General features: G+C 53.8%; 23 protein-coding genes and 1 tRNA gene. 3 read left to right on the top strand and 21 right to left on the bottom strand.

Annotated elements, in window-relative coordinates; all coding sequences use genetic code 11:
• Positions 1–26: 26 nt before the first annotated feature.
• The 6 genes from dapC to ACH518_RS07650 all read right to left on the bottom strand — a co-directional run bounded on the left by dapC (position 27) and on the right by ACH518_RS07650 (position 5,877).
• On the bottom strand, positions 27–1,229 hold the full coding sequence (gene dapC, locus ACH518_RS07675; RefSeq protein ID WP_445372471.1) for a succinyldiaminopimelate transaminase: 1,203 nt from the start codon (positions 1,227–1,229) through the stop codon (positions 27–29).
• 3 nt (positions 1,230–1,232) lie between these two features.
• Positions 1,233–2,018, bottom strand: coding sequence for a M48 family metallopeptidase (locus ACH518_RS07670; protein WP_445372470.1), 786 nt, complete (start codon positions 2,016–2,018; stop codon positions 1,233–1,235).
• A 153-nt stretch (positions 2,019–2,171) separates the two neighbouring features.
• The gene (locus ACH518_RS07665) at positions 2,172–2,666 is read right to left on the bottom strand and encodes a CinA family protein (RefSeq protein ID WP_445372469.1); all 495 of its coding nucleotides are present in this window, start codon (positions 2,664–2,666) and stop codon (positions 2,172–2,174) included.
• A gap of 55 nt (positions 2,667–2,721) precedes the next feature.
• Complete coding sequence (locus ACH518_RS07660; RefSeq protein WP_445372468.1) at positions 2,722–3,300, bottom strand: DUF502 domain-containing protein; 579 nt, start codon at positions 3,298–3,300, stop codon at positions 2,722–2,724.
• 101 nt (positions 3,301–3,401) lie between these two features.
• Positions 3,402–4,490, bottom strand: a complete 1,089-nt coding sequence (gene cydB / locus ACH518_RS07655) for a cytochrome d ubiquinol oxidase subunit II (RefSeq protein ID WP_445372467.1) — start codon at positions 4,488–4,490, stop codon at positions 3,402–3,404.
• Positions 4,483–5,877 carry a cytochrome ubiquinol oxidase subunit I gene (locus ACH518_RS07650; protein ID WP_445372466.1) on the bottom strand — a complete coding sequence of 465 codons (1,395 nt, stop codon included), beginning with the start codon at positions 5,875–5,877 and terminating at the stop codon, positions 4,483–4,485. The genes cydB and ACH518_RS07650 overlap by 8 nt, the downstream gene beginning before the upstream one ends.
• A gap of 163 nt (positions 5,878–6,040) precedes the next feature.
• On the opposite strand from ACH518_RS07650, the gene ACH518_RS07645 reads away from it, so the two are divergent.
• Positions 6,041–8,185 carry a diguanylate cyclase domain-containing protein gene (locus ACH518_RS07645; protein ID WP_445372465.1) on the top strand — a complete coding sequence of 715 codons (2,145 nt, stop codon included), beginning with the start codon at positions 6,041–6,043 and terminating at the stop codon, positions 8,183–8,185.
• 31 nt (positions 8,186–8,216) lie between these two features.
• Here the strand turns inward: ACH518_RS07645 and phoR are convergent, their stop codons facing one another.
• The 3 genes from phoR to ACH518_RS07630 form a co-directional block, all read right to left on the bottom strand.
• Positions 8,217–9,491 carry a phosphate regulon sensor histidine kinase PhoR gene (gene phoR, locus ACH518_RS07640; protein ID WP_140910897.1) on the bottom strand — a complete coding sequence of 425 codons (1,275 nt, stop codon included), beginning with the start codon at positions 9,489–9,491 and terminating at the stop codon, positions 8,217–8,219.
• 6 nt (positions 9,492–9,497) lie between these two features.
• Positions 9,498–10,190, bottom strand: a complete 693-nt coding sequence (phoB, locus tag ACH518_RS07635) for a phosphate regulon transcriptional regulator PhoB (protein ID WP_140910923.1) — start codon at positions 10,188–10,190, stop codon at positions 9,498–9,500.
• A gap of 456 nt (positions 10,191–10,646) precedes the next feature.
• Positions 10,647–11,711: a lytic transglycosylase domain-containing protein gene (locus tag ACH518_RS07630; protein ID WP_445372464.1), complete on the bottom strand. Its 1,065-nt coding sequence runs from the start codon at positions 11,709–11,711 to the stop codon at positions 10,647–10,649.
• A gap of 433 nt (positions 11,712–12,144) precedes the next feature.
• Here ACH518_RS07630 and ACH518_RS07625 point away from each other — a divergent pair, with 433 nt between their 5' ends.
• Entirely contained in the window at positions 12,145–12,360 is a 216-nt protein-coding gene (locus ACH518_RS07625; RefSeq protein WP_445372463.1) for a hypothetical protein, read from the top strand.
• A 102-nt stretch (positions 12,361–12,462) separates the two neighbouring features.
• Here ACH518_RS07625 and ACH518_RS07620 read toward each other — a convergent pair whose 3' ends face one another.
• The 11 genes from ACH518_RS07620 to rpsU all read right to left on the bottom strand — a co-directional run bounded on the left by ACH518_RS07620 (position 12,463) and on the right by rpsU (position 22,972).
• Positions 12,463–12,774, bottom strand: a complete 312-nt coding sequence (locus ACH518_RS07620; RefSeq protein ID WP_140910900.1) for a hypothetical protein — start codon at positions 12,772–12,774, stop codon at positions 12,463–12,465.
• Positions 12,775–12,883: 109 nt separating this feature from the next.
• Complete coding sequence (locus tag ACH518_RS07615; protein ID WP_445372462.1) at positions 12,884–13,783, bottom strand: lysostaphin resistance A-like protein; 900 nt, start codon at positions 13,781–13,783, stop codon at positions 12,884–12,886.
• The gene (locus ACH518_RS07610) at positions 13,765–14,493 is read right to left on the bottom strand and encodes a 16S rRNA (uracil(1498)-N(3))-methyltransferase (protein WP_445372461.1); all 729 of its coding nucleotides are present in this window, start codon (positions 14,491–14,493) and stop codon (positions 13,765–13,767) included. The genes ACH518_RS07615 and ACH518_RS07610 overlap by 19 nt, the downstream gene beginning before the upstream one ends.
• Complete coding sequence (locus ACH518_RS07605) at positions 14,493–15,845, bottom strand: adenosylmethionine--8-amino-7-oxononanoate transaminase (RefSeq protein WP_445372460.1); 1,353 nt, start codon at positions 15,843–15,845, stop codon at positions 14,493–14,495. The genes ACH518_RS07610 and ACH518_RS07605 overlap by 1 nt, the downstream gene beginning before the upstream one ends.
• Before the next feature lie 51 nt (positions 15,846–15,896).
• Entirely contained in the window at positions 15,897–17,189 is a 1,293-nt protein-coding gene (gene ahcY, locus ACH518_RS07600; protein WP_140910903.1) for an adenosylhomocysteinase, read from the bottom strand.
• A 21-nt stretch (positions 17,190–17,210) separates the two neighbouring features.
• Entirely contained in the window at positions 17,211–18,371 is a 1,161-nt protein-coding gene (gene metK / locus ACH518_RS07595; RefSeq protein ID WP_140910904.1) for a methionine adenosyltransferase, read from the bottom strand.
• Positions 18,372–18,438: 67 nt separating this feature from the next.
• Positions 18,439–18,515 (bottom strand) — tRNA-Ile (locus ACH518_RS07590).
• Positions 18,516–18,549: 34 nt separating this feature from the next.
• Positions 18,550–20,361 (bottom strand): RNA polymerase sigma factor RpoD, encoded by a 1,812-nt coding sequence (gene rpoD, locus ACH518_RS07585; RefSeq protein WP_140910905.1) that lies wholly within the window; start codon positions 20,359–20,361, stop codon positions 18,550–18,552.
• A 160-nt stretch (positions 20,362–20,521) separates the two neighbouring features.
• Complete coding sequence (dnaG, locus tag ACH518_RS07580) at positions 20,522–22,264, bottom strand: DNA primase (RefSeq protein ID WP_445372459.1); 1,743 nt, start codon at positions 22,262–22,264, stop codon at positions 20,522–20,524.
• A gap of 15 nt (positions 22,265–22,279) precedes the next feature.
• Positions 22,280–22,729: a GatB/YqeY domain-containing protein gene (locus ACH518_RS07575; protein ID WP_140910907.1), complete on the bottom strand. Its 450-nt coding sequence runs from the start codon at positions 22,727–22,729 to the stop codon at positions 22,280–22,282.
• Positions 22,730–22,738: 9 nt separating this feature from the next.
• The gene (gene rpsU / locus ACH518_RS07570; protein ID WP_054760073.1) at positions 22,739–22,972 is read right to left on the bottom strand and encodes a 30S ribosomal protein S21; all 234 of its coding nucleotides are present in this window, start codon (positions 22,970–22,972) and stop codon (positions 22,739–22,741) included.
• Between the two features lie 104 nt (positions 22,973–23,076).
• On the opposite strand from rpsU, the gene tsaD reads away from it, so the two are divergent.
• Positions 23,077–24,087, top strand: coding sequence for a tRNA (adenosine(37)-N6)-threonylcarbamoyltransferase complex transferase subunit TsaD (gene tsaD / locus ACH518_RS07565; protein ID WP_445372458.1), 1,011 nt, complete (start codon positions 23,077–23,079; stop codon positions 24,085–24,087).
• Here the strand turns inward: tsaD and plsY are convergent, their stop codons facing one another.
• Complete coding sequence (gene plsY, locus ACH518_RS07560) at positions 24,088–24,660, bottom strand: glycerol-3-phosphate 1-O-acyltransferase PlsY (protein ID WP_140910909.1); 573 nt, start codon at positions 24,658–24,660, stop codon at positions 24,088–24,090.
• Between the last annotated feature and the right edge of the window lie 48 nt (positions 24,661–24,708).

Here is a 24,708-nt window from a genome sequence, read left to right as displayed (position 1 = left end):
GGGTTACGGCTTACGCCTAACCCAACCTACGCGGTGTTTTCATTGAGAAAATCTTTAATACGCTGCGCAGCCTCGACACATTCTTCGATAGGCGCAACCAACGCGATACGGACATGATTGGCGCCGGGATTGATGCCGCCGCTATCACGGGATAAGTAACTGCCAGGCAGCACCGTGATGTTTTGCTTGGCAAACAGTTTTTGGGCAAACTCGGTATCGGACATCGGCGTTTTCAGCCATATGTAAAAGCTTGCCGGCGGCCGCTCGATTTCGCAAACGTCTTGCAATATCTCGATAAACGCGGTGAATTTAGCGCGGTATAACTGCCGGTTGTGCTTGACGTGTTCCTCGTCGTTCCAGGCGGCGATGCTGGCATGCTGAGTCGGCACCGGCATCGGGCAGCCGTGATAGGTGCGGTATTTGAAATACTGTTTCAGCACCTCGGCATCACCGGCCACAAACCCTGAGCGCAGACCGGGCGCGTTCGAGCGTTTGGACAGGCTATGAAAAATCACGCAACGTTTGAAATCCGTACTGCCGGCGGCGTAAGCGCTTTGCAGCAAACCTTGCGGCGGATTGGCTTCGTCGTCGTACAGTTCGGTGTAACACTCGTCGGAGGCGATGACAAAATCGTACCTGTCGGCCAAAGCCAATAATTTCAGATGATCGGCCTGTGTCAGCACCGTGCCGGTCGGATTGCCGGGCGAGCAAATAAACATCAGTTGGCAGCGTTGCCAAATCGTTTCCGGCACGCTGTCAAAATCCGGCAAATAACCATCGGCCTCAACCGTGTTCAGATAATACGGCTCGGCGCCGGCCAACAGCGCCGCGCCTTCGTAGATCTGATAAAACGGGTTGGGCATGATCACTACCGGCTTGTCAGCCGGATCGACCACGGCTTGCACTAGCGAAAACAAGGCCTCGCGGGTGCCATTTACCGGCAGCACTTGGGTTTCGGCATCCACACCGCCCGCCGGAATCCCAAAACGGCGGCAAGTCCAATCGGCTATCGCTTGACGCAGTTCCGGCAGGCCCTTGGTGGTGGGGTACTGAGTCAGGCCATGCAAATGCCGTAGCAAGGCTTCTTGGATGAAATGCGGCGTAGCATGCTTAGGCTCGCCAATCGACAAAGCGATATGAGCTTTGTCGGCCGGCGGCGTAATGCCTTGTTTCAGCGTTGCCAGCTTTTCAAACGGGTACGGGTGTAAGGCGGATAAATACGGATTCATGCTTTATTTGCTACAACGCGGTTGGCGTCCTTGGTTCCAGGCTTGCTGTTGAATTTGCAACGCGCGGTTCATGCTCTGTTGCAGATTGTCGATGCGGCTGGCATGCGACGGGTGGGTCGACATGAATTCGATCGGCTGCCCCCCTTGCGCGGCCTTGTCCATCTTCAACCACAAATTAATGCTTTGCCTCGGGTCGAAGCCGGCGCGAGCCATCAAATCCAAACCAATGGTATCGGCTTCGGTCTCGTGAATCCGACTGTAAGGCAGGATCACCCCGTACTGGGCGCCAACACCGAGCAAGCCCAATGCCGTTTGCCCCATGGCTGTCTGCGGCTGCGTCACGGCCTGCACCATCGCCAGACCGGTGCTGACAGCGGTTTCCTGAGACAAGCGCTCGTTACTGTGGCGCGACAGGACGTGACCCACTTCATGGCCGACGACCGCCGCCAGCTGGTCGGCATTGTCGACCAGATTGATCAAACCGGTATGCACGCCGATTTTATTACCGGGCAACGCGAATGCGTTCAGGGTTTCGTCTTCGAACACAACCACTTCCCACTGGCCGCCGGTTTGTTGGGTAATTGCATAAGCCACGCACTGGGCAAATTGGTTGACGCGAGAATTGCGGCTGACCGGGTTTTTGCTCTTCATGCTGTCGAAGGCCTGCAAACCCATTTGGTCGACTTGGTTGTCGGGCATATAAATAAACTGGGTGCGGCCGGTCGGACTGGTTGCACAACTATTGAGCAATACGAAACCGGCAGCGATAAGCAAATTTCTAGTCAACATGGCTTAACTACCCGCAGAGAAATGGCCGGCCATTTTAGCCTAACTCGCCAGGGGGTTACACGCTTTTTGGCCATGCCAGCTGGAGGGAATAGCGCACAATAAACTGAGCACTCAGATGACCTTACGAAAAGCCGAACGGACGCTGGTTTGCGCCTACCCCGCCCGCACCAGTTGCAGAAGTTGCTGCAAACAAAACAACACGGTCTGCTGCCGAATGTTTTGCCTGTCGCCGGAAAACTGCTTTCTTACGCACACAGCTTGCTCGCCACCCCGCTGCCGCCAGGCAACGAAAACCGTCCCCACTGGCTTTTCGGCCGTGCCGCCATCCGGGCCGGCGATGCCGGTAACGGCCAAAGCCAAGTCAGCCGAGCTGTGTGCGAGGACGCCGGCCGCCATTTCTCCGGCGGTCTCGGCGCTAACCGCGCCGTAACGTTGCAATGTCTGCGGATGTACCCCCAGTAGTTCGACCTTGGCCGCATTGCTGTAGGTGACAAAACCGCGGTCGAACCAAGCGGAACTGCCGGGCACATCGGTGATGGCCGCAGAGATGCCGCCCCCGGTACATGACTCGGCCAAACCCAATACCCGGTTCGAACCTCGCAAACCCTCGCCGAGCTGCTCGGACAAAAGATAACCCGGATCGCGCATCAACGCCCCAAGGCCTGCCCGCAGCAGTATCTTCTCCCGGCACTATTGCCGGTCATCATTGCGGCAGCTTTTTGACTTCGCCGACTTTTTCGAAGTCGGCACCGACGCTGATGATGAAGCTGGTGACCTGTTCGATGCTCATTTCGGATTTAACCACTTTCGATTCGTGGACGATGATGGCAAACCCGGATGTAGGGTTTGGAGAAGTCGGCACAAACAGTACGTATCGATCGTCGGTTTTGTTGGTCACGTAAGCCGGTACCCAAATGCCCTCTTTCGGATACTCGACATAAACCACTTCGCGCGGTTCCTGCAACTGGTGGCCGGCAATCATGTTCACCAGTTTTTTGGTGACCCGGTAAATCGTACTCAAAAGTGGAATGCGTTCGATCAGATGTTCGAACATTGCGATAATCGAAAAGCGGCCGAGGCTTACGCGGTGGCCGACATAAGTGATGGTGGCGAAGCTGGCCGCAAATAGCAGAAAGGTCACCAAGTAGTTGTCTGAATAGCCGTATACGAACTGGAACAAATCGGCCAGCCGGTCTTTAACGAACAGCACGATTTGCACGATCACCATAATCGGAATGAACGCTAATACGCCGATCAGGGTGTGGTTCAGAATTTTCTTCATGATGCGCCTACCTCATTAGTTATTGTTGTTATCGATATACGGTTTTATCAAAGTTAAGCCTGATTAGAAAGCGCCAGTTAGCCCGGCTCCGTCAAAACGGCCTAACGCAGAATTCTGAACAGCCCCCGCGTCGCTACCGCCATAACCAGCAGAGCCGGCCCGGCAAACCCCAGCAACCCCGTCAATGCGGTTTGACTGGCGCTGGCGTCCCAAAGCGTCAGCGAACTGTTTAACGATATATTGGACGGCGCCAGAAACGGGAACATGGATACGCCTAAGGTCAGCACTGCCAGCGCCAGCGCCACCGCCACCGCTAACAACGCCCAATACGCCCGATCGAACTTACACAGCACCCAGGCGCCGATGCCGGCCAGGAAAGCCAGACCGGGGATCACCCACAACGCCGGCTCGTGTTCGTAATTATCCAGCCACAAGCCGTCGCCGCGCTTGACGAATTTAGCCAACGGATTGGAAACGCCGTCCGGCAGGATTTCGGTAGTGACGTGGTAGCCTTCCAAATGGGTAATCCAACCGCCACACAAAGCAAATAACAATAAAAACAGAATTACCGTAGTTTGCGCCACCGCTTTTGCGCGTAACTGTAACGCAGGATCGCCGTGCAATTGCAAATAGACTGCTGCGTAAGCGGCCAACAACGCCAGACAACAGGCCGCAACCAACATTGCAAACGGGTTGAACAGGCCGGCCAGACTACCCAAAAAAGCGATATGCATGTCGCTGCTCAGATGAAACGGAAAGCCCTTCAACAAATTTCCCGCCAGCAGGCCCAACACGACGACGGGCAATAATCCACTGAGAAATAGCGCCTTATCCCAATACGGCAGCCAATCCGGATGCTCGAGGCTATTTCTAAAGTAAAGACCGATCGGCCTGATACAGACGGCCAGTATCACGCACAACAGCAAATTCTGGAAGCTGGAAAACACCACGGCATAGACCGTAGGCCAGCCCGCATACAACACCGCGATCACTGCAGCCAGCCAGGCTTGATTTCCCGCGCTGAGCGGCGCCATTCTGGCAGCGATCTGCCGCCGTTGGGGTTCGGACAATTGCAAAAACGGCAACAACAGCGCCACGCCCATTTCCAGACCGCTACTCAACGCAAAACCGACCGTAAATAAACCGAGCAGTCCCCAGCACAACAAGCGCAAAATATCGTAATCAAGCATCGCCGCCCTCCTGAGCTGACGCCGCTCCCTGTTTTATCAATTGCATCGCCAGCAGAATCACCAGGGCCAGTAACCCGGAATACGCTAAGGCGTAAACAGCCAAACCGAGTACCAAGTCGCTAGTCGTTAAAGTCGATACCGCCAACCATGTCGGCAAAATGTCGACCACAATCCAAGGCTGGTCGCCGAATTCGGAGATGAACCAACCGCCAACGCTGGCCAACCAAGTAGCAGGCAATGCGTACATCGCCGACTTCAGCACCCACGGCTGCCGGCTGCCGGTGACGACACCGAAACCGGCTGTCAAAAACGTCACTAATGCCAACACACCGAACACGATCATGGCCTTATGCCCCCAATACAAGGGCGCTGCCGGCGGCAAACTGGCTTGCGCCGCCTGCTCAATTTGCGTCGGACTAGCATCGACCACACCGTCTCGCCAACGTTTCAGCAACAATCCGTAACCAAGATCGGCTTTAGCGGCACCGAATTCCTCCCACAATTGCGCTTGCGGGTTATCGTCGCGCAATTGTTGCAACATGGCGTAAGCGCGGACACCGTTTTCGATTCGTTGCAGGTTTTGCGCCAGAATGTCGTCGGCAGGCAGGCCATTAATTGCCATCAGCTTGCCGCGCTGAAACGAACTTTGTTTGTAAATGCCGGCATCTCCCAACAACAAGGTAGCGACAATCGCCAGCAAGCCCAGCCCCACTGCAATGGAATACGACGGCCCGGACAACCCCGTTCCGGCCGACCTTAGCCGGTAATAGGCGCTGATAGCCAACACGAACCCGGCTGCCAACGCATAGCTGGAAAGCAAGCTATGGGCGAATTTGGCCAGCGCCACCGGATTGCATAACACGGCACGCCAGTCTGCCATCTCCATCCGCAACGCCTGTACGTCGAATTCGGCACCGACCGGATATTGCATCCAGCCGCTGGCGACCGAAAAGCCAAACAATATCAAATGGCAACCCAAGCACACCGCCAGGGTAGCGAGTAGATGCGGAAAGCCACCCAACCTGTCCCAGCCGTACAACATCCAGCCCAAAGCGTTCGCCGCCGTAAACAAGCCAGCCAAAACTCCGACCAGCACCGGCCCGGCAAAGGCATCGCCGGCATAGTGAGCAAAATACGACCAATTGCCACCGAATTGGAACAGCATGGCCACACTCGACGCTAGACTCAATCCGAAACTGAGTGCGAACAACTTGCCCCAAAACCGGCATAAGGTTTGGTAATCACCCCTGCCGCCAGCCAGCCCCCAAGTTTCCAATACCAGTAAGAAAAACGATAAGCCTACCGTCAGCGGTACAAACAGAAAATGCTGTACTGCATTGATCGCAAACTGCGAGCGAGATAATTCAATAACCGTTTCGGAAACCATTCCTACCTCTAGGCCAAGCTCAAAATGGCGGCAATTATAAAATTATCCGCCCGTTTGTCTGCGTTTTTCTCGATCAAGTCGCATTATATCGGCCGCCAGACCATGGAGAATAAGCGGCACTGATATAAACTTTGACGGACTACGGCCGCGTTTACGACACTCCATGAAGCTCCCGCCCCGCTGGATAATCGGACTGAAAATCATTGGCTTGGCGCTACTTTACGCCGGCTTGGCCAAGCTGGTATTGGCTTTTTTTTCCGACCGCGGAAACGTCACATTGATCTGGTTTCCGGCTGGCCTGGGTCTGGCCGCATTTTTGTTGAATGCCAAACATTATTGGGCCGGCGTACTGTCAGGCGCTTTCATCGCGGGGTTGTTGGTCGGCGACTCGTGGACAATCTCGGCCTTTATTGCGGCCGGCAACACGCTGGAATCGTGGATCGGCGCTTGGCTCCTGCTTGGCAACCCCGGTTTTTCGATCAAACTGCGCCACCCGAGCGACTTCGCCTGGCTGGCCGTCACCGGCGCGGTTGCCGCCTGTTTCAGTGCGCTGATCGGGCCGATGGCGTTGTTGCTGGGTGGTTACCTGACTCAAGACCAGTTGTTTCCGAGCATGCTGCATTGGTGGATGGCCGATTTGTTTGGTATCGCTTTAGTAACCCCTTGCATTCTGATTTGGCGAAAATGGCCAACTGGCTGGTTCGTCGTCAAACGTCTGCCGGAAACTGCGACCTTCTTGGCGCTGAGTTTTTTCAGCGGCCAAGCGATATTTCTGAGTTGGTGTCCGGATGTAATCAGCGGTTACGCCCGCGGGTATTGGACTTTTCTGTTTGTGGTTTGGGCGGCGGCTCGCTTCGGACGCCACGGCGTCATGCTCCTGATTGGCATGACCGCGATCCAGTCTCTGTGGGGATTGGAACGCCAGTGCGGCCTGTTTGCCTCCGGCGATTTGCAAGCCGGTCTGCTGAATATTTGGCTCTATTTACTGGTCCTGGCCTGTGTCGGCATTCCGTTGGCGTTAATGCTTTACGACCGCGAGCAAAAAGCCCAAGCACTGCAAGAAAGCGAAAACCGCCTGAGTTTTGCGTTGCAAACCATAGACACCGGCGCCTGGGATCTCGACCTTGAAACAGAAACCGTGATGCGCACTCCGATCCACGACCGGATTTTCGGCTACGACGACTTGTTACCGGTCTGGACTTACCAAACCTTTCTCGGTCATGTCGTATCGGCATACCGGGACACCGTCGACCAAGACTTCGGCCACGCCCGCCGCGACCGCAGCAATTGGAATTTCGAATGCAAAATTCGCCGATTGGATGGCGAAATTCGCTGGATTCGCGGTTCCGGTCGCCACCATAGCCTATACCCAAGAATGACGGGGATCATCCAGGACATCACGCTTCAAAAACTTGCCGACGAAAACCGCCAATTGGCCATGCTTTTCTACCAGAATTGCAACGAGGGGATGATGATTACCGAAGTGGATGCGACAATTGTTTCGGTCAATCCGGCTTTCAGCGAGATTACAGGCTACGAAGCGGCAGACGTCATTGGTAAAAACGCCAGTATTCTCGGTTCCGGCCGCCACGATTCCGGATTCTTTCAGGACATGTGGCAAACCATCAACAGCCTGGGCCAGTGGCACGGAGAAATTTGGAACCGTCGTAAAAACGGCGAACTATACGTCGAACAACTCAGCATCAATACCGTTTTCGATGCCAACGGCTTGCCGCTACGCCGCATCGGCCTATTTTTCGACGTAACCCAACGCAAACTTAACGAAGAACAATTACGCAAACAAGCCTACTTCGATCCTTTGACCGGTATCGGCAACCGCCGCATGTTTTACGACCGATTGGACCAGGAAATCAAAAAAGCTCATCGCAGCGGCCTGTTTCTGGCACTGCTGCTGATCGACATCGACAAGTTCAAGGAGGTGAACGACCGCTTGGGCTACACAGCCGGAGACCAAATTTTACGAGAAGCGGCACAACGCATCTTGCGTAGCGTCAGGGAAACCGATTTAGTCGCGCGAATGGACGGTGTTGAATTCGGGCTGATCCTGACCGATCTGGAAAAAATCGATCATATCGAACGCATCGCCGACACGATCAGCCAAAAACTCGGCGAGCCGTTTGTGGTTGACGAGCAAGCGCAGGATTTACAATTGTACTGCCGCATCGGGATTGCGGTGTGTCCCGACGACGCCGACGCCGCCGACCGCTTACAGCAAGTCGCCGCACAAGCGCTGAAAAGCAGCGCTCCGGCCGGCCATGCCTTCGCCAACATGACGGACGAAATTTAAGCCGGAAAGCCTTGTTGACATCTAATTCGAATCAGCAAATACGCTGCTTCGGAAACTGGCAACGGAAGCGGCTACCCCGCCCCAACTGGCTGTCGATATCCAATTTGGCATCGTGCCTTACCAACACGTGCTTGACAATGGCCAATCCCAAACCGGTACCAACGATCTTCTGGTTGCGTTTCACATCGACTCGATAAAAGCGCTCGGTAATCCTAGGAATATCGACTGCAGGGATACCCGGCCCGAAATCTTCGACTTCCAAAAACGCCCCGCCATCGGCGCTGTCTTGCCAAACGACCTTGACGGGCGAAGTCGCCGGCGAATATTTCAACGCGTTGACCAACAGATTGCTGAAGGCACTGCGCAGCTCGGAGGCGTCACCCAGCAGGTTGGCGCCACTGGCGACATGCAATTCGACGCGGCGTTCGTCCTTTTCCAGTAAATCGCTCTCCTGACAAACCTCATGCAATAACGCGGCTACGGCTACCGACTCCGACTTCTTCTGCTTACTTTCCAACCGTGCCAAGAGCAATAAGTCGTCGATCAAAGCCTGCATGCGTTCGGTCTGGGCTGCCATGTTTTGAAACGAGCGGCTGTAAACCCCACTGCCGCTGTCCATTTCCTGCAGCGTTTCCAGATAACCGCGCAACACGGTCAACGGCGTACGTAGTTCGTGCGAAACGTTTGCCACAAAATCGGTACGCATCCGTTCGATGTTTTTTTGCAAGGTGATGTCCTGAGCCATCAACAATCGCAAACCCGAGCCGTACGGCACGATACCGATCTGCAAAAACATGTTTTCATTGACCGGCGACGGGATGCAAATCTTGTGGCGGTAATCCTGCTCTTTTAAATACTGGATGAACAAGGGATGACGAACCAAATTGGGAATACGTTGACCGTTGTCGGACTTTTTCAAACCCAAAAAATCATGAGCGACTTTGTTGCTCCATTCGATTTCGCCGTAGCTGCCCAATACGACGACCGCATCAGGTAAGGCGCCAGTGGATTTGCGAAAGCTGTCCAGCATCTTGCCCAGCTTTTTCTTACGCCGCTTCTGACTCTTCCTGATTTTATAGACGTGATAGTAAATATCGCTCCAGATTCCTTTGAAATCGGGCTTTTCGCCTTGGCCGCCCTGGCTCAGCCAGCGTTCCAATTTATTGATGCTTGCCGTCTGGCTGATATGCAGGTAAGAAATCACGAGCAATAGCAATTCGCTCAAATGACCAACAAAGACGCTGGCCACAAAAGCCGGCACGACCAGCGCGATCGCAATGTTTCTTTCCCGCCGCCAACGCTGCATGTAAGATTAATTCGCTAAGGAAAACCGGTAGCCGAAGCCGCGTACCGTTTGTATCAGTTCTTCGCGGCCGTATTCCGCCAGAATTTTGCGCAGGCGGCGGATATGCACATCCACCGTGCGTTCTTCGATGTAAACGCTACGCCCCCAAACTTGATCCAGTAGATGGGTACGGCTGTAGACTTTGTCTGGATTGGTCATAAAAAACTGCATCAGTCTGAACTCCGTCGGGCTGACTTCCAGGCTTCGACCGTCTATCGTCAGCTTGTGCTGCTCGGCATCCAGCGTCAAGTCGCCAATGCTCAATTGACCCGATTCGGAGAGTTTGCCGCTACGCCGCATTACGGCCTTAATCCGGGCAATCAATTCCCGGGGCGAAAAGGGTTTGGTGATGTAGTCGTCGGCACCGATCTCCAGGCCGCGGATCTTATCCTCTTCCTCGCCGCGCGCCGTCAGCAAAATGATTGGCAGATCCTTATAGCCAGGTTCGCTTTTCAAGCGTCTGGCCATTTCAACGCCGCTGATTCCGGGCAACATCCAATCCAGCACAATCAAATCCACCATATTATCCGCCAGACTTTCCCGCGCCTGCTCCGCACTGGCTACCGCCAACACTTTAAACGACGCTTGCTCCAACACCATCACCAGCATTTCCCTAATGGCGTCTTCGTCTTCCACAACCAGGACGTTCAAATTCGACATAGTCATCTTAAGTGTAATGATTCCGAGAATATGCGGAATTTAGCAGCGCTATATTACCTTTTTATGACAAAAACTCGGCACCAAGCGTGCCTAAACCGACAAAGCCACAGCCAATAGCTTGAATGGAGGTCAGTCAATTTTCTGCGGGCGCATGCTGCTATTGAGCACACCATCGACTTAGCCGCAGAGCTGCGTTCTAACCGCGCATCTGACGCTGGGAGAAAAATTGAGCCTTTCCACCAAACACCGCCGGAAACGCCGGGCAAGATTACTCATGAAGTTACTCCCGGCGAGCTATTGGAGGTTAAGCGGCGACAACTTAAAAAACCGTTTGGTTAATAGTGTCGCTGAAGCTCTGTCTGGAACCAACTAGCAAGCAAAGCCCATTACCCTAGACCAGGCTCTGCATAGACGCCGTCGCCACTTGAGGCTTTCGGCATTAAGCAGGGTGCAAGACTACTCTTCGGCCAAATATTGCCCCGGAGCCAGCGGTGTTTCGTAGCGCACACCCTCCGGAAAATACGGTTCAGGATTCGAGGCAATTTCGCGTGCAGCCAGAAACTGCGCGTAATAGTTCCGGGACGCAAAACCGAATGCCGGTCCATCGTAAGTTTCCACGATTTGAGCGAAATCTCTGCCAACCTGGTTTTGAGCCCGCTTCATACCACCGATACCGTGATTGTAAGAGGTAACCGCAGCCGGCCAGTCGCCCAGCTTTCCATACGCATAACTCAAATATCGCGCGGCACCGTTTGCCGATGCGAAAGGATCGAAACGTTGATCGACTACACCACCGCCGGGCATAAAGGTTTTAGCGGCTGCTTTGGTGAACTGCCACATGCCGACCGCACCGGCCGAGGACTTGGCGCCCGGTTGAAATGAGGATTCGACGTGCGGCAGATAGGCCAAGTCTTCAGGCAAACCGGCATCGCGGAACACTTTTCTGAACTGCAAATCGTAACGCCCGCTAATTTCCAACCCGCGCTTAAACCGCTCACGCGTCCCGCGCTGCGAACGCACCCGAGCATCTGCACCAGCCAGCACACTGGACAAAGAGCGCCCGTTGGCTTCCAGTTTCGCAATCAACAGCCTATCCCCGGGGGTCAAAGCCGCGCCGTAGCGTAATTTGCTTTCCAATCCCGCCAATTGCGCCTTCCAGTAATCACGCCGCTGACTGATCAGATCTTTTTGTTCGACGGTCAGACCTTCCGCAACGTAACCGGGCAAGGTCATGACTTCATAAATCACGTCCAAATAGCGGTCGTCGTGGAAAGCGACTTCGGAACGCTGCCAGACTGCATAGGTTTTACGCCAGAATTCCACGGCCGGCTCCAACGACGCCGGCTTCAGAAAAACCCCAGAATAGCTGGCAGGCCGGTAGCTCTGAGGCGGCGCTTGGTAAGCCTGGCGCTGCGGTACGTAATTGGGACGGGCACTGGCAATTTTATCGCGCTTGACCGGTGCGCCGCCGCCGCAAGCATTCAGTAGAATTGCCGCAACCGTCAGTAATGATATGCGCAAGAAAAGTCGATTCATTTTTGCTTTTGGATTCCGATTTAACGCTGAGAGCTCAGAGCACTGTCGTCAAGGTTATTGACCAGCATTCTTCGAATGCTTTCAATAAATAATAGCGCTCATTTCGAATCGAGGTGAAGATTAAATTCGAAAATAGGCCGCATTTTTTCGCAAATGCGACAAAACGGGTTTGGCAGCAATCACTCACGCCAGAAGATCATATGCACTTGGCGTTCGTAGCGCTATCATACAGCGGCCGGACCGACGTTCGGGGAGCAGTCAAAACACACACTTGTTACGCGCTTAAGCAGACTCGAGGCCGGAACTTTCGACCTTTTCACAGTACCCAAACAGTGCATCTTCAGAAGTGACGACATATCGACAAAAGGTAGCTTGGATTGAGTTTATCCTCACCCGTCAGACCACCAGGAGGGATATTATGAAACCGATTTCAAAGCCGCTAACCTTTTGCTCGCGTTGCGGTGACGACATCACGGCCGACGAATTGCGGTTTTTGCCGGATACGTCTCTGTGCGCGCTGTGCAGTAATATTGTTTCGGAAGCGATTGAAATCCATGCGACCAAGCAACCGAAAGCCAAAACCGTCATACGCCTCGCCCGCAAACCGAAACCAAGAACCTGTTCTCCGGTTTAATCCGACTCTACCGGCATACTCTCCACTGCATTCATCCGGCTACAATCGGCATTAAAAAACCGGCCCAACCGTCAAGGCTTCGGGCCGGTTTTTTAGCCAAGATCACTGCTTCAGATTTTTGTAGCCTTCTTCGCTCTCGCGCATGATTTTCTGGCCTTCTTCAATCAAATTCCGCCCTTCGTCGATTTTGATCTGACCCTCGCGCTGCATGGCCTGCCCGCGCTCGACCATTTGCTTGCCTTCCTGCCAACGACTGCCCAATTGAGCGATGCCCTGGCTGTCGCGTAGCATTTGTTCGCCAGACAAGATCTTTTCGGCGGACGCTTTCGGCGCCGGCTCGCTGGCGCAACCGCCGAGCAGCAACGCCGAAACGGGCATGATAAGGGAAACCAGCAGATAGTTGTTATTGCGCATGATCATGTCCTCTTGTTACGCAGTAAAAACAAAAATTAAACGGAATATTGCAAAACAGTGCGAACTGTTGCAACGGTTTTTTCAATCCACCCTCCCGCCGCCGCTTGGCTTAGCGTGACCTCATGTAGCTGACATACAACCCGTAACCAATCAATACCGACGTCAGCCAGACAGCCACCAGTGGGCCAATCACACCGTCGTAATAGGTGTTGACCAGATAAACCGAATCAGCCTGCAAATTGACGTTGCACAAATCCCGACTGAGTTTGATCTGCCAGACCCACCCGGCATGACAGCCAATCGACCACCCCAATCCTTGCCCCTCACGACTTCTTAGTACGGCGAGGAATAGTCCGACCGCGAATAAAGCAATAAAGGCACTAACGATTGCCGGATTGAACCAATTGGCAAATGCCTCAGCAAGCAACGGCAAGCCGCTAAATGGTGTGATATCGGCATAAGCGATTGGCGTCGAACTTTTCAAGAAATGCAACGCGGCATAGTACAGCGAACTGGCAAACATAGCCGCATACAACGGCATTTGCCGGCGCAGGCCGCTCAACAGCAAACCGCGAAACAACAATTCTTCGCCGACGGCGATCAACATCGCCAATAGCAATGCCAGCAAAGCTTTACCAGCAAACGCTTCCCAAGCCCAAATCCGGCTATCGTCCCAGACATGCACTTGCAGCAGGTACAAAATCAGCAAGACCGGTAGCAAAGTGACCAAACTCAGTGCAAAACCCTTGCCGACTTGCTTGAGAAAATGGGGCAACGGCGCGAATCCCAAATCCGTCCAACTGAGTTGCAGATACTTTTTTAACGGAAATACGCTGAGCAGCAGCAATACCAGCGTAATTTTGCTGACAATCTTGGCCAGGGACAAAACGTCTCCGGCCAGCTTCAGCACAGCGTAACCCAGCACGCTGGCCAGCATCGCCAGCATTACCAACAACAGCAAAGGCGCCAGAGCGGAAGCCAACCCGCGCATCAACGAAAATCGCCCCATAAGGTTTGCACGGCGGCCAACGCGGCCAGCACCGCGGTTTCGGTGCGCAAAATTCTGCCACCCATTCTAACCGGGATAAAGCCGGCCGCTTTGGCGTATTCGCGTTCCTGGTCGCTAAATCCGCCTTCCGGCCCGGACATTAAAGTCACGCCCTCGCCCCCCGGATTAAGTTCGGAGAACACTTGCTTGGCATAAGGATCCAAAAACAACTTGAGCCCGCATTGACCGTCGACCCAATCAGCTAATGCGAGCGGAGGATTTAATTCCGGCAAATGCGTCCGCCCCGATTGCTCGGCAGCATGCTGAATGATGCTTTGCCAATGCTGTTGCCGTTGCTGCTTCTTGTCGTCGTCGAACTTGATCACGCAGCGCTCGCTAATCAACGGCGTCAAACTGGCCACCCCCAATTCGACCGCTTTTTGTAAGGCCCAATCCATCCTGTCGCCGCGCGAAATACCCAACCCCAGATTGATCGCCAGCGGCGACTCGACCGAACGGTCGATAAATTGTTCGACGGCCACGCTTACCCGCTTCCGGCTCACTTCCTCGAGCCGGCAGCGATATTCGCCACCACGGCCGTTGAACAGCACGATCTCCTGATCCTGTTTCAATCGCAGCACCGTGCGCAGGTAATGTCCGGCCGCATCGTTCAACTCAATATGTCGACCAACGTTCAGCGCCAGGTCAACGTATAAGCGCGATACCCGCATCAGTCTTGCACCGCCAATTGAATGCCTTGCCAGGCCGTGTCCACCATCAGCTCTATCTCCTGTTCGGTTATCACGTAAGGCGGCATGAAATAAATCACGTTGCCGAGCGGCCTTAACAATACCCCTTGCGCCAGCGCATGGCGGTAAACCCGCAATCCCCGCCGCTGCTGCCAGGGATACGCTTCTCGGCTCTGTTTGTCTTTTACCAACTCGATCGCGGCAATCATGCCGGTTTGCCGGACTTCGCCGACATTTGGGTGATCGCGAAAACGATCCAGGGCATTTGCCATCACCGCCGCCAAGGTGCGGTTTCTGCCCAAAACGTCCTTAGTTTGGAATATGTCGATGGTCGCCAGCGCCGCTCGGCAGCCCAAAGCATTACCGGTGTAACTATGGGAATGCAGAAATGCGGTCAAATTTTGATAATCGTCGTAAAACGCCTGATAAATCGGGTTGCCGGTCAAGACCGCCGACAACGGCAAGTAGCCGCCGGTCAAACCTTTGGAAAGACAGATGAAATCGGGGCTGATGCCGGCCTGCTCGCAAGCGAACAGAGTGCCGGTCCGCCCGAAGCCGACCGCGACTTCATCGGCAATCAGATGCACGCCGTATTTATCGCAAGCCTCGCGCAACATTTTTAAATAAACGGGGTGATACATGCGCATATTGCCGGCACACTGTACCAGCGGTTCGACGATGACGGCGCAAGCCTGATCCGCGTGTTCGGCTAGCGCCCGATCCATGTCGGCGAACCGCCGAATCGAGTAGGCCTCCCAACTTTCGCCGGGCTCACGGTAGTAACAGTCCGGCCCGGGAACCGTGATAACCTCCATCAACAGCGGTCCGTAAGTCTCCTTGTACAACGCGACATTCCCAACCGCCAAAGCCCCCAGGGTTTCGCCGTGGTAACTGTTTTCCAGCGTGATGAATTTGGTTTTTCGACTTTGACCGAGATTACGCCAATAATGAAAGCTCATCTTCAGCGCAATTTCGATCGCCGACGAGCCGTTGTCGGCATAAAAGCATTTATCCAGGCCCGGCGGTGTAATCTCGACCAACTTTTCCGCCAGCTCCAGCGCTGCTTGATGGGTAAAACCACCCAAGATGACATGCTCCAGCGTGTCGAGTTGAGTCTTGAGTGCCTGGTTGATGGTGGGATTGCTGTGACCGAACAGATTGACCCACCAAGAACTGATGGCGTCCAGATAGCGCTTACCTTCGAAATCTTCCAGCCAGACCCCCTGACCGGACTTGATCGGAATCATCGGCATATTACGCTCGTGATCCTTCATCTGGCTACACGGGTGCCAGAGCACGGCGAGATCGCGTTCGACAATGGTTTTATTGTTCATGGCTGACACAAAAAAGGGGCTTGCGCCCCTTTATAGCGGATTAATGCCCGTTTAGTAACGGTAATGTTCCGGTTTGTACGGACCTTCGACCGGCACGTTGATATAAGCGGCCTGCTCCGGCGACAACTGGGTCAATTTCACGCCGATTTGCGCCAAATGCGAGCGCGCCACTTTTTCGTCGAGCTTTTTCGGCAGAATGTAGACTTTGTTTTCGTAAGCCGAAGCGTTGGTCCACAGTTCGATCTGCGCCAATACCTGATTGCAGAACGAGTTGGACATTACAAAGCTCGGGTGGCCGGTTGCGCAACCCAGATTTACCAAGCGGCCTTCTGCCAACACGATGATGCGCTTACCGTCCGGGAAAATCACGTGGTCGACCTGCGGTTTGATGTTTTCCCAGGTGTAATGGCGCAACGAAGCGATATCGATTTCGGAATCGAAATGACCGATATTGCAGACGATGGCCTGATCGCGCATCGCTTTCATATGGTCATGGGTGATGACATGGACGTTACCGGTCGCGGTGACGAAAATGTTACCTTGTGAAGCGGCTTCGTCCATCGTTACCACGCGATAGCCTTCCATCGCCGCCTGTAACGCGCAAATCGGGTCGATTTCGGTAATCCAAACGGTAGCACCCAAGCCGCGCAGTGATTGCGCACAGCCTTTACCCACGTCCCCATAACCACAGACGATGGCAATTTTGCCAGCGACCATCACGTCAGTGGCACGCTTGATGCCATCGACCAAGGATTCGCGGCAACCATACAGGTTGTCGAATTTGGATTTGGTCACAGAGTCGTTGACGTTGAACGCTGGGACTTTCAAACTGCCTTTGGCAACCCTTTCGGTCAAACGCAATACGCCGGTGGTGGTTTCTTCCGACAGGCCTTTGACGTCTGCCATTAGCTCCGGAAACTTGTCGTGCATCATATTGGTCAGGTCGCCGCCGTCGTCCAGAATCATGTTCGGACGCCAACCGTTAGGGCCCAGAATGGTTTGTTCGATGCACCATTCGGCTTCGGCTTCGGTCTCGCCTTTCCAAGCAAATACCGGGATACCGGCTGCGGCAATCGCCGCTGCGGCATGGTCTTGAGTAGAGAAGATGTTGCAAGACGACCACCGCACTTCGGCACCCAGGGCAGTCAAGGTCTCGATCAACACCGCGGTTTGAATCGTCATATGCAAACAGCCGGCAATGCGGGCGCCTTTTAACGGCTGCTGAGCACCGTATTCGGCGCGCAAGGCCATCAAACCCGGCATTTCGGTTTCAGCGATTTTGATTTCCTTACGGCCCCAATCGGCCAGAGCCATGTCCGCTACTTTGTAATCGGTTTGAGTCATTTGAGTTTCCTGATCCTGAATTTAGATGCCAGCCGCGTCTTTCAAAGCCTCGGCTTTGTCGGTTTTTTCCCAGCTGAAGGTCGCTTCGTTGCGGCCAAAGTGGCCGTAGGCCGCGGTCGGGCGGTAAATCGGTTTCAACAAGCCGAGTTGAGCGATCAAGCCTTTCGGACGTAAATCGAAGTGTTCGCGGACGATTTTGACCAAACGTTCTTCGTCGATTTTGCCGGTACCGAAAGTTTCGATGCTGATCGAGGTCGGCTCGGCAACGCCGATGGCGTAAGACACTTGGATCTCGCAACGTTCGGCCAGGCCGGCGGCCACGATGTTCTTGGCCACATAGCGTCCCATATAGGCCGCCGAACGGTCGACTTTGGATGGATCTTTACCGGAGAAGGCACCACCGCCGTGACGAGCCATACCGCCGTAGGTGTCGACGATAATTTTACGACCGGTCAATCCGCAGTCACCGACCGGACCGCCGATGATGAACTGGCCGGTTGGATTGATGAAATACTTGGTGTCTTTATGCAGCCATTCTTTCGGCAGCGTCGGCAGGATGATTTCATCCATCACCGCTTCTTCGAGCTGTTTGCCGCCGATTTCCGGCGAGTGCTGAGTAGACAATACCACTGCATCAATCGCTACCGGCTTGTTGTTTTCGTAACGGAAAGTCACCTGGCTTTTAGCATCCGGGCGCAACCACGGCAGGGTTTTATTTTTACGAATCTGCGCTTGCCGCTCAACTAAGCGGTGAGCATAGGTAATCGGTGCTGGCATCAGCACGTCGGTTTCGTTACTGGCATAACCAAACATTAGGCCTTGGTCGCCGGCGCCTTGTTCGTGGTTTTCGGATTCATCCACGCCCATGGCGATGTCAGCAGATTGTTTGCCAATTGCGTTTAACACCGCGCAGCTATTGCCATCGAAACCGATATCACCGGAATCGTAACCGATTTCGCAAACTACCTTTCTAACCAACTCTTCGGTATCGACCCAGGCGTTGGTGGTAATTTCACCGGCCAATACGACCATGCCGGTTTTAACCAAAGTTTCGCAAGCCACCCGCGAACGAGGGTCCTGAGCCAACAAAGCATCGACCACGGCGTCGGAAATCTGGTCCGCTACTTTATCCGGATGGCCTTCCGATACGGATTCTGAGGTAAAAAGGTAGTTTTTATTCACGGTTAACACCCTCGTCAAAAGAAAACTTGCGCGTATAAAAAAAGGCCGCTTAAACGGCCTGGTATCATGGTGGGCCCTGTAGGACTTGAACCTACGACCTGCCGATTATGAGTCGGAAGCTCTGACCAACTGAGCTAAGGGCCCGAAATTGTCGGTGTATCGACGACGCTACAACGCCTTACTCACCGTCGAGAAAACATCTCAATTGTTCGGAGCGCGACGGATGCCGCAACTTACGTAAAGCCTTGGCCTCAATCTGGCGAATCCGTTCCCGGGTAACGTCAAACTGCTTGCCAACCTCTTCCAGCGTGTGGTCGGTGTTCATGTTGATGCCAAAACGCATCCGCAGAACCTTGGCTTCCCGGGCGGTCAAGCCCGCCAAAACGTTCTGCGTCGATTCGCGAAGGCCGGCGATTGTAGCAGATTCGACAGGGGATAGCATCTTCGAATCTTCAATAAAATCGCCAAGATGCGAATCTTCGTCGTCGCCAATCGGTGTCTCCATCGATATTGGCTCCTTAGCAATTTTCAGCACTTTGCGAATCTTGTCTTCAGGCATTTCCATTCGTTCGGCCAACTCTTCCGGCGTTGCCTCCCGGCCAAGTTCCTGCAAAATTTGCCGCGACACCCGATTCAGCTTATTGATAGTCTCAATCATGTGCACCGGAATCCGAATGGTACGAGCTTGGTCGGCTATAGATCGGGTTATAGCCTGACGTATCCACCACGTAGCATAGGTCGAAAATTTGTAACCGCGGCGATATTCAAACTTATCGACGGCCTTCATCAAGCCGATGTTACCCTCCTGGATCAAATCGAGGAACTGCAAGCCACGGTTGGTATATTTTTTTGCAATCGATATAACCAATCGCAAATTGGCCTCTATCATTTCTTTTTTGGCTCGCCGAGCCTTGGCTTCGCCCAACGAAATGTTCCGGCAAATACTTTTCAGAACCGCAATGCTCAACCCGTAACGCGCCTCAAGTTCCGCCAATCTTTGCTGAGCTGCCTTAATCGCCTCTGCATTCTCGGCAAGCGTTCCGGCGTATGCAGCGTGGCTGTTGACAAACTGATTCAACCATTCGAGATTAGTCTCATTTGCGGTAAACGCATTGATAAAGTCTTTGCGCGGCAACTTCGCTTTCTTGACGCAAATATCCAAAATGACTCGCTCTTCTTCACGAATAGCGGCCATCAACTCTTCGGAAACGGATACCATTTTTTTCAGATATTGCGGAGTCCACTTGAACTCGCAGAATATCTCATCCATGGCATCAAACGCTTTTTCGGACTTATCGTGTCCGTAACCATGCTTTTTCACTGACGCGAACGCCGCTTTCAACGCCTTACGTAGCGCATCGACCTTCAGTTTCACTTCTTCGTAGTCGATAGTTTTGGACTCTTCTTCTGTCTCTTCGGCCGGCGCTTCCATTTCAATGCCGCTGACGTCGATATCCTCAACTTCGGTCAAGTCGACAAAGCCCATCACCAAATCGTTGAGGCGAACACCGGAGTCGTCGTCTTTCACCGAATCGAAAGCCTCGATAAACGATTCGACGATAAAACCGGAACGAGCAATCGCCCCGACAACCTGCCGCTGCCCTTCTTCGATACGCTTGGCAATTTTTAATTCTTCTTCACGGGTTAATAACTCTACAGACCCCATTTCGCGCATGTAGAGCCGCACCGGATCAGTGGTTCGACCGAACTCGCTGTCGACCGAAGCCAAAGCCGCGACTTCCGCAACCTCTTCGTCGTCGTCAGCGGTCACAACCGCATCGGAGGTAATCAGGGAATCGTCGTCGTCGGGCGCAACCTCATAAACCTGAATCCCCATGTCGTTGATCATCCCGATAATATCGTCGATTTGCTCGGGATCGATAATATCGCTAGGCAGGTGGTCGTTAACCTCGGCATAAGTCAAATAACCCTGCGCCTTGCCTTTCGCTATCAGTTGTTTTAATTGGGATTGCTGTTGTTCTTGATTCATTCTTTACTCACAATACGTTTTCAGCACCAAGCGCCGCAGAACAGGAAATTATAACGATAAACCCCGACCCGGTCACCTAAAAGCCATTGTTCGCACCGGCCACCGTCAAAACAAGAGACCCGCGCTGTTGCCCTTTAAAACATCACATCAGCTCAGTTCCCTAAAGCTTTTCTTTCAACAATTCTCTCAGCAACTCTCTCTCATCAGGCGCCAGACCTTCACGACCCTCCTTGTCTATCAGGCGATTCAGCATTTGCTCCCTGGTTTGCCGGCAAAGCTGCTGTAACGCCCCACTGAATTCAGCCTCTTCGCCCCCAGCCGGCACCCCCAACTCCAGCGCCGCCAACGCCTTTACCGTCTTTTCCTGAGCCGACCCGCGGAAAGCTTCCAACAAGATGGCGCTGTTTTCCGGCTTTTCAAGTGCAATAACCCGCAACACATCCTTGAGCACCGCGATACCAGAAAAATCCAACGCTTCAAGCTCGACACCCTGCCGTTCGAGCAAAATAGCGAGCCCAGGATGCTGCACCAACAGTGCGATCACTTTACGCGGAAGCGATAGCCTGACCGAATCCTTGACTGCTGACGCATCGCCACGCCCACCCTTAAGTGTAGACCGCTTTTCGCCAAGGTCGATGACTCCGGGCACCGCCACCAAAGCCTGCAACCTTGCAAACATCATTTCCCGAAAAAAACCAGAAGGGACTTTATCCAGCGCCGGCTTGGCGGCAGCCAACACCTGCGCCCTACCTTCAACAGTCGCCCTATCGGCACCCGACCCGATATTTGCAAAAAAGTAATCCGACAAGACCTGCGCCGAGCCGATTCGTTCCAAAAAACTTTCTACTCCGTCCGACCGCAACAAAGAATCGGGGTCTTGCCCTTGCGGCAACAACATGATTTTGATCTGCCGGCCGTCGCGCAAACAGGGCAAAGATGCATCTACCGCCTTCCACGCCGCTTGCCTCCCGGCATTGTCGCCATCGAAGCAAAACACCAATTCGGAGGTGAAGCGAAACAGCAAATCGATCTGACTCTTTGACGTCGCCGTTCCGAGCGCAGCCACGGCATAAGCGATGCCGAATTGAGCCAAAGCGATAACATCCATATATCCCTCGACCACCAAAATCCGAGCCGGCTTGGAATTGCGCTGCAATAGCTCGCATAACCCGTAAAGCTCTTTACCTTTGGAAAAAACCGGAGTTTCCGGTGAATTCAGATATTTGGGCAGAGAATCATCGAGGACTCGAGCCCCAAATCCAATAACACGCTTACGTTTGTCACGAATCGGAAACATCAACCGCCCGCGAAACCGGTCGTAGATCTTTCCATCATCTCTGGCTACAAGCAGCCCAGCTTCGCTCAACTCAGCGCGACTGAATCGTGTCAGCACCCCATCCCAACGGTCCGGCGCATAACCAAGCATAAATTCCTCTGCTATTTCGCCGCCGACACCGCGCTTATTCAAATATTCTTGCGCCCGCCGCCCCTCCGGACTGGACCGCAATTGCTCGGCGTAAAACCTGGCAACGTCCGCCAATACATCGTAGAGCCTTACCAACCCCTGCTTATCAGACACCGGCACACTAAAACCGCCGCCCACCTCCCGCGGCACATCCACTCCGGCAAAATTCGCCAAATCCTCGACCGCCTCAACGAAGCCCAAATGATTGAACTCCATCAAAAATCCGATGGCATTACCGCTAGCACCACAACCGAAGCAGTGATAAATCTGTCTCGTGCGATTTACGGAAAAACTGGGAGTTTTCTCGGTATGAAAAGGGCAGCGCGCAACGTAATTGGCACCTGACTTTTTTAAGGGGACGCGCGAGTCGATTAAATCAACAATATCGACCCGCACCAACAGATCATCGATAAACTGGCGAGGTATTCTGCCGGACATATTACCGACAGGACATTAGGCTATAAAACGCGCCTTGATTCGAGCACTAACGACCGCCATATCGGCCTTGCCTTGCATTTTCGGCTTCAACAAAGCCATGACGCTGCCCATCTCTTTCACCGAAGTTGCACCAACCTGAGTGACCGCCTCGACAACCATGGCATCTATTTCGGCATCGGTAAACTGCTGCGGCAGAAAGTCCTGTATTACCAGCACTTCAGCCTCCTCAATATCGGCTAGATCATGGCGTTCCGCATCACGGAACTGTTTGATCGATTCCCGGCGCTGCTTGAGCATTTTGTCTAGTACTGAAATGATTCGATCGTCGCTCAACTCGATCCTTTCATCAACCTCAACTTGCTTAATCGCAGCCAAGATCATACGAATCACACCGAGCCGAGCCTTGTCGCCGCTTTTCATCGCGGCCTTCATATCTTCCTTGATACGTTCCTTCAACACATCCATCTAACAGCCTTAAACCTGCGGACGACCGCGGCGCAAATTTTTCAGCGCATAGCGTTCGCGAGCCAATTTTTTCAGGTGGCGCTTTACCGCCGCCGCACCCTTGCGCTTACGCTCGGTAGTCGGTTTTTCGTAAAACTCACGGCGGCGCACTTCCGCCAAGACGCCAGCCTTCTCGCAGGCACGTTTAAAGCGGCGAATCGCGATGTCGAAATGTTCGTTTTCTTTAACTTTAACTGATGGCATTAGCAATAATCCGAATTGTGTTAGTATCTTTTCAAGCAATCGGCGAACCTTGCCCACCGAAAACGACCGATTATACTCATAAATATCCTTTATTCCAAAAACTAATGTTTGTTCTCGGCCTAGAAACCTCTTGCGACGAAACGGCGGTCGCGGTTTACCACGCCAATCGAGGCTTGATTGCCCATACCCTGTTCAGCCAAGTTGCCACCCATGCCGAGTACGGCGGCGTAGTACCGGAACTGGCTTCGCGCGACCATATTCGCAAACTAGTACCGTTGATCAGAGCCGTACTGGCCGACGCCTCACTGCAAGCCACGGATATCGGCGGCATCGCTTATACGGCCGGCCCCGGCTTAATGGGTTCGCTACTAGTCGGCGCCGCCACAGCCAGAAGTTTGGCTTGGACCTGGCAGGTACCGGCCATCGCCGTCCACCACATGGAAGGCCATTTGTTGGCGCCCATGCTGGAGGACAATCCGCCAGCATTCCCGTTTGTCGCCCTGCTTATATCCGGCGGCCACACAATGCTGATCGAAGTTACCGGCATCGGTCATTACCGCTTGTTGGGCGAGTCGCTGGACGACGCCGCCGGCGAAGCCTTCGACAAAACCGCCAAGATGCTGGGGCTCGACTACCCCGGCGGCCCCAGATTAGCAAAACTAGCCGAACAAGGCCTGTCCCGCTTCAAATTTCCACGCCCAATGACCGATCGCCCAGGCCTGGATTTCAGCTTCAGCGGCCTAAAGACCTTTACCCTAAACGCATTGCACGAAACCGACCAATCGCCGCAAGACAAAGCCGACATCGCTTTTGCCTTTCAGCAGGCCGTTGCCGAGACTTTGACCATCAAATGCCGGCGCGCACTTCAAATCACCGGCCTGAAAACCCTGGTTGTTGCCGGCGGCGTCAGCGCCAACCGCGAAATTCGCCACCAACTTTCAGCTATGGCCGACAGCGCGAATACCCGGATCTATTTCCCGCGCCCGGACTTCTGCACCGACAACGGCGCCATGATCGCTTATGCCGGCGCCCAACGCTTGATGGCCGGACAAACGCAAAACCTGGAAATCTTTGCCCGGCCGCGCTGGCCGATGGAACAGCTGCCGCAGTTGTGATCAGGACTCCTGACCAGCCAAAAGCCGCTGGATGTTGCTTTTGTGGCGCCAAAGCAAAATCAGGGATATTAAAGTAAACGTGGCCGTCAAATACGCATCACCGACGATCAGCCAGGTGTAGATCGGAGCCAACGTCGCGGCCACCAGTGCAGATAACGACGAGATTTTGCCCAATTTATAGACGATAAACCAAGTTCCGGCGACAGCCACACCCAGCAGCCAAGCCACTCCCAACGTCACGCCCAACGAAGTCGCGACGCCCTTACCGCCTTTAAATTGAAAAAATACCGGATACAAATGACCGATGAAAGCGGCAAACACCACTGCGGACAATACCAAGCTATCGACCGCTAATGCTTTGGCAACCAACACCGGCAACAAACCTTTTAGCGCATCGCCGACCAGCGTAATCGCCGCAGCTTTTTTTCCGCCGATGCGCATCACATTGGTCGCCCCGGGATTGCCGGAACCGTTTTCTCGCGGATCGGCCAAGCCCATCATTTTACAGACAATAATCGCACTCGACACCGAACCGGCCAAATAGGCCAACGGCACCAACAACCACTCCATCATTCAAACAACCTCATATCAATACTTGTACAGCGCAGCCATTTACTCGAT

The sequence above is a fragment of the Methylomonas sp. HW2-6 genome (assembly GCF_052474525.1).
The sequence above is the reverse complement of the archived record's forward strand: the minus strand, read 5'-3'. Positions and strand labels throughout refer to the sequence as shown.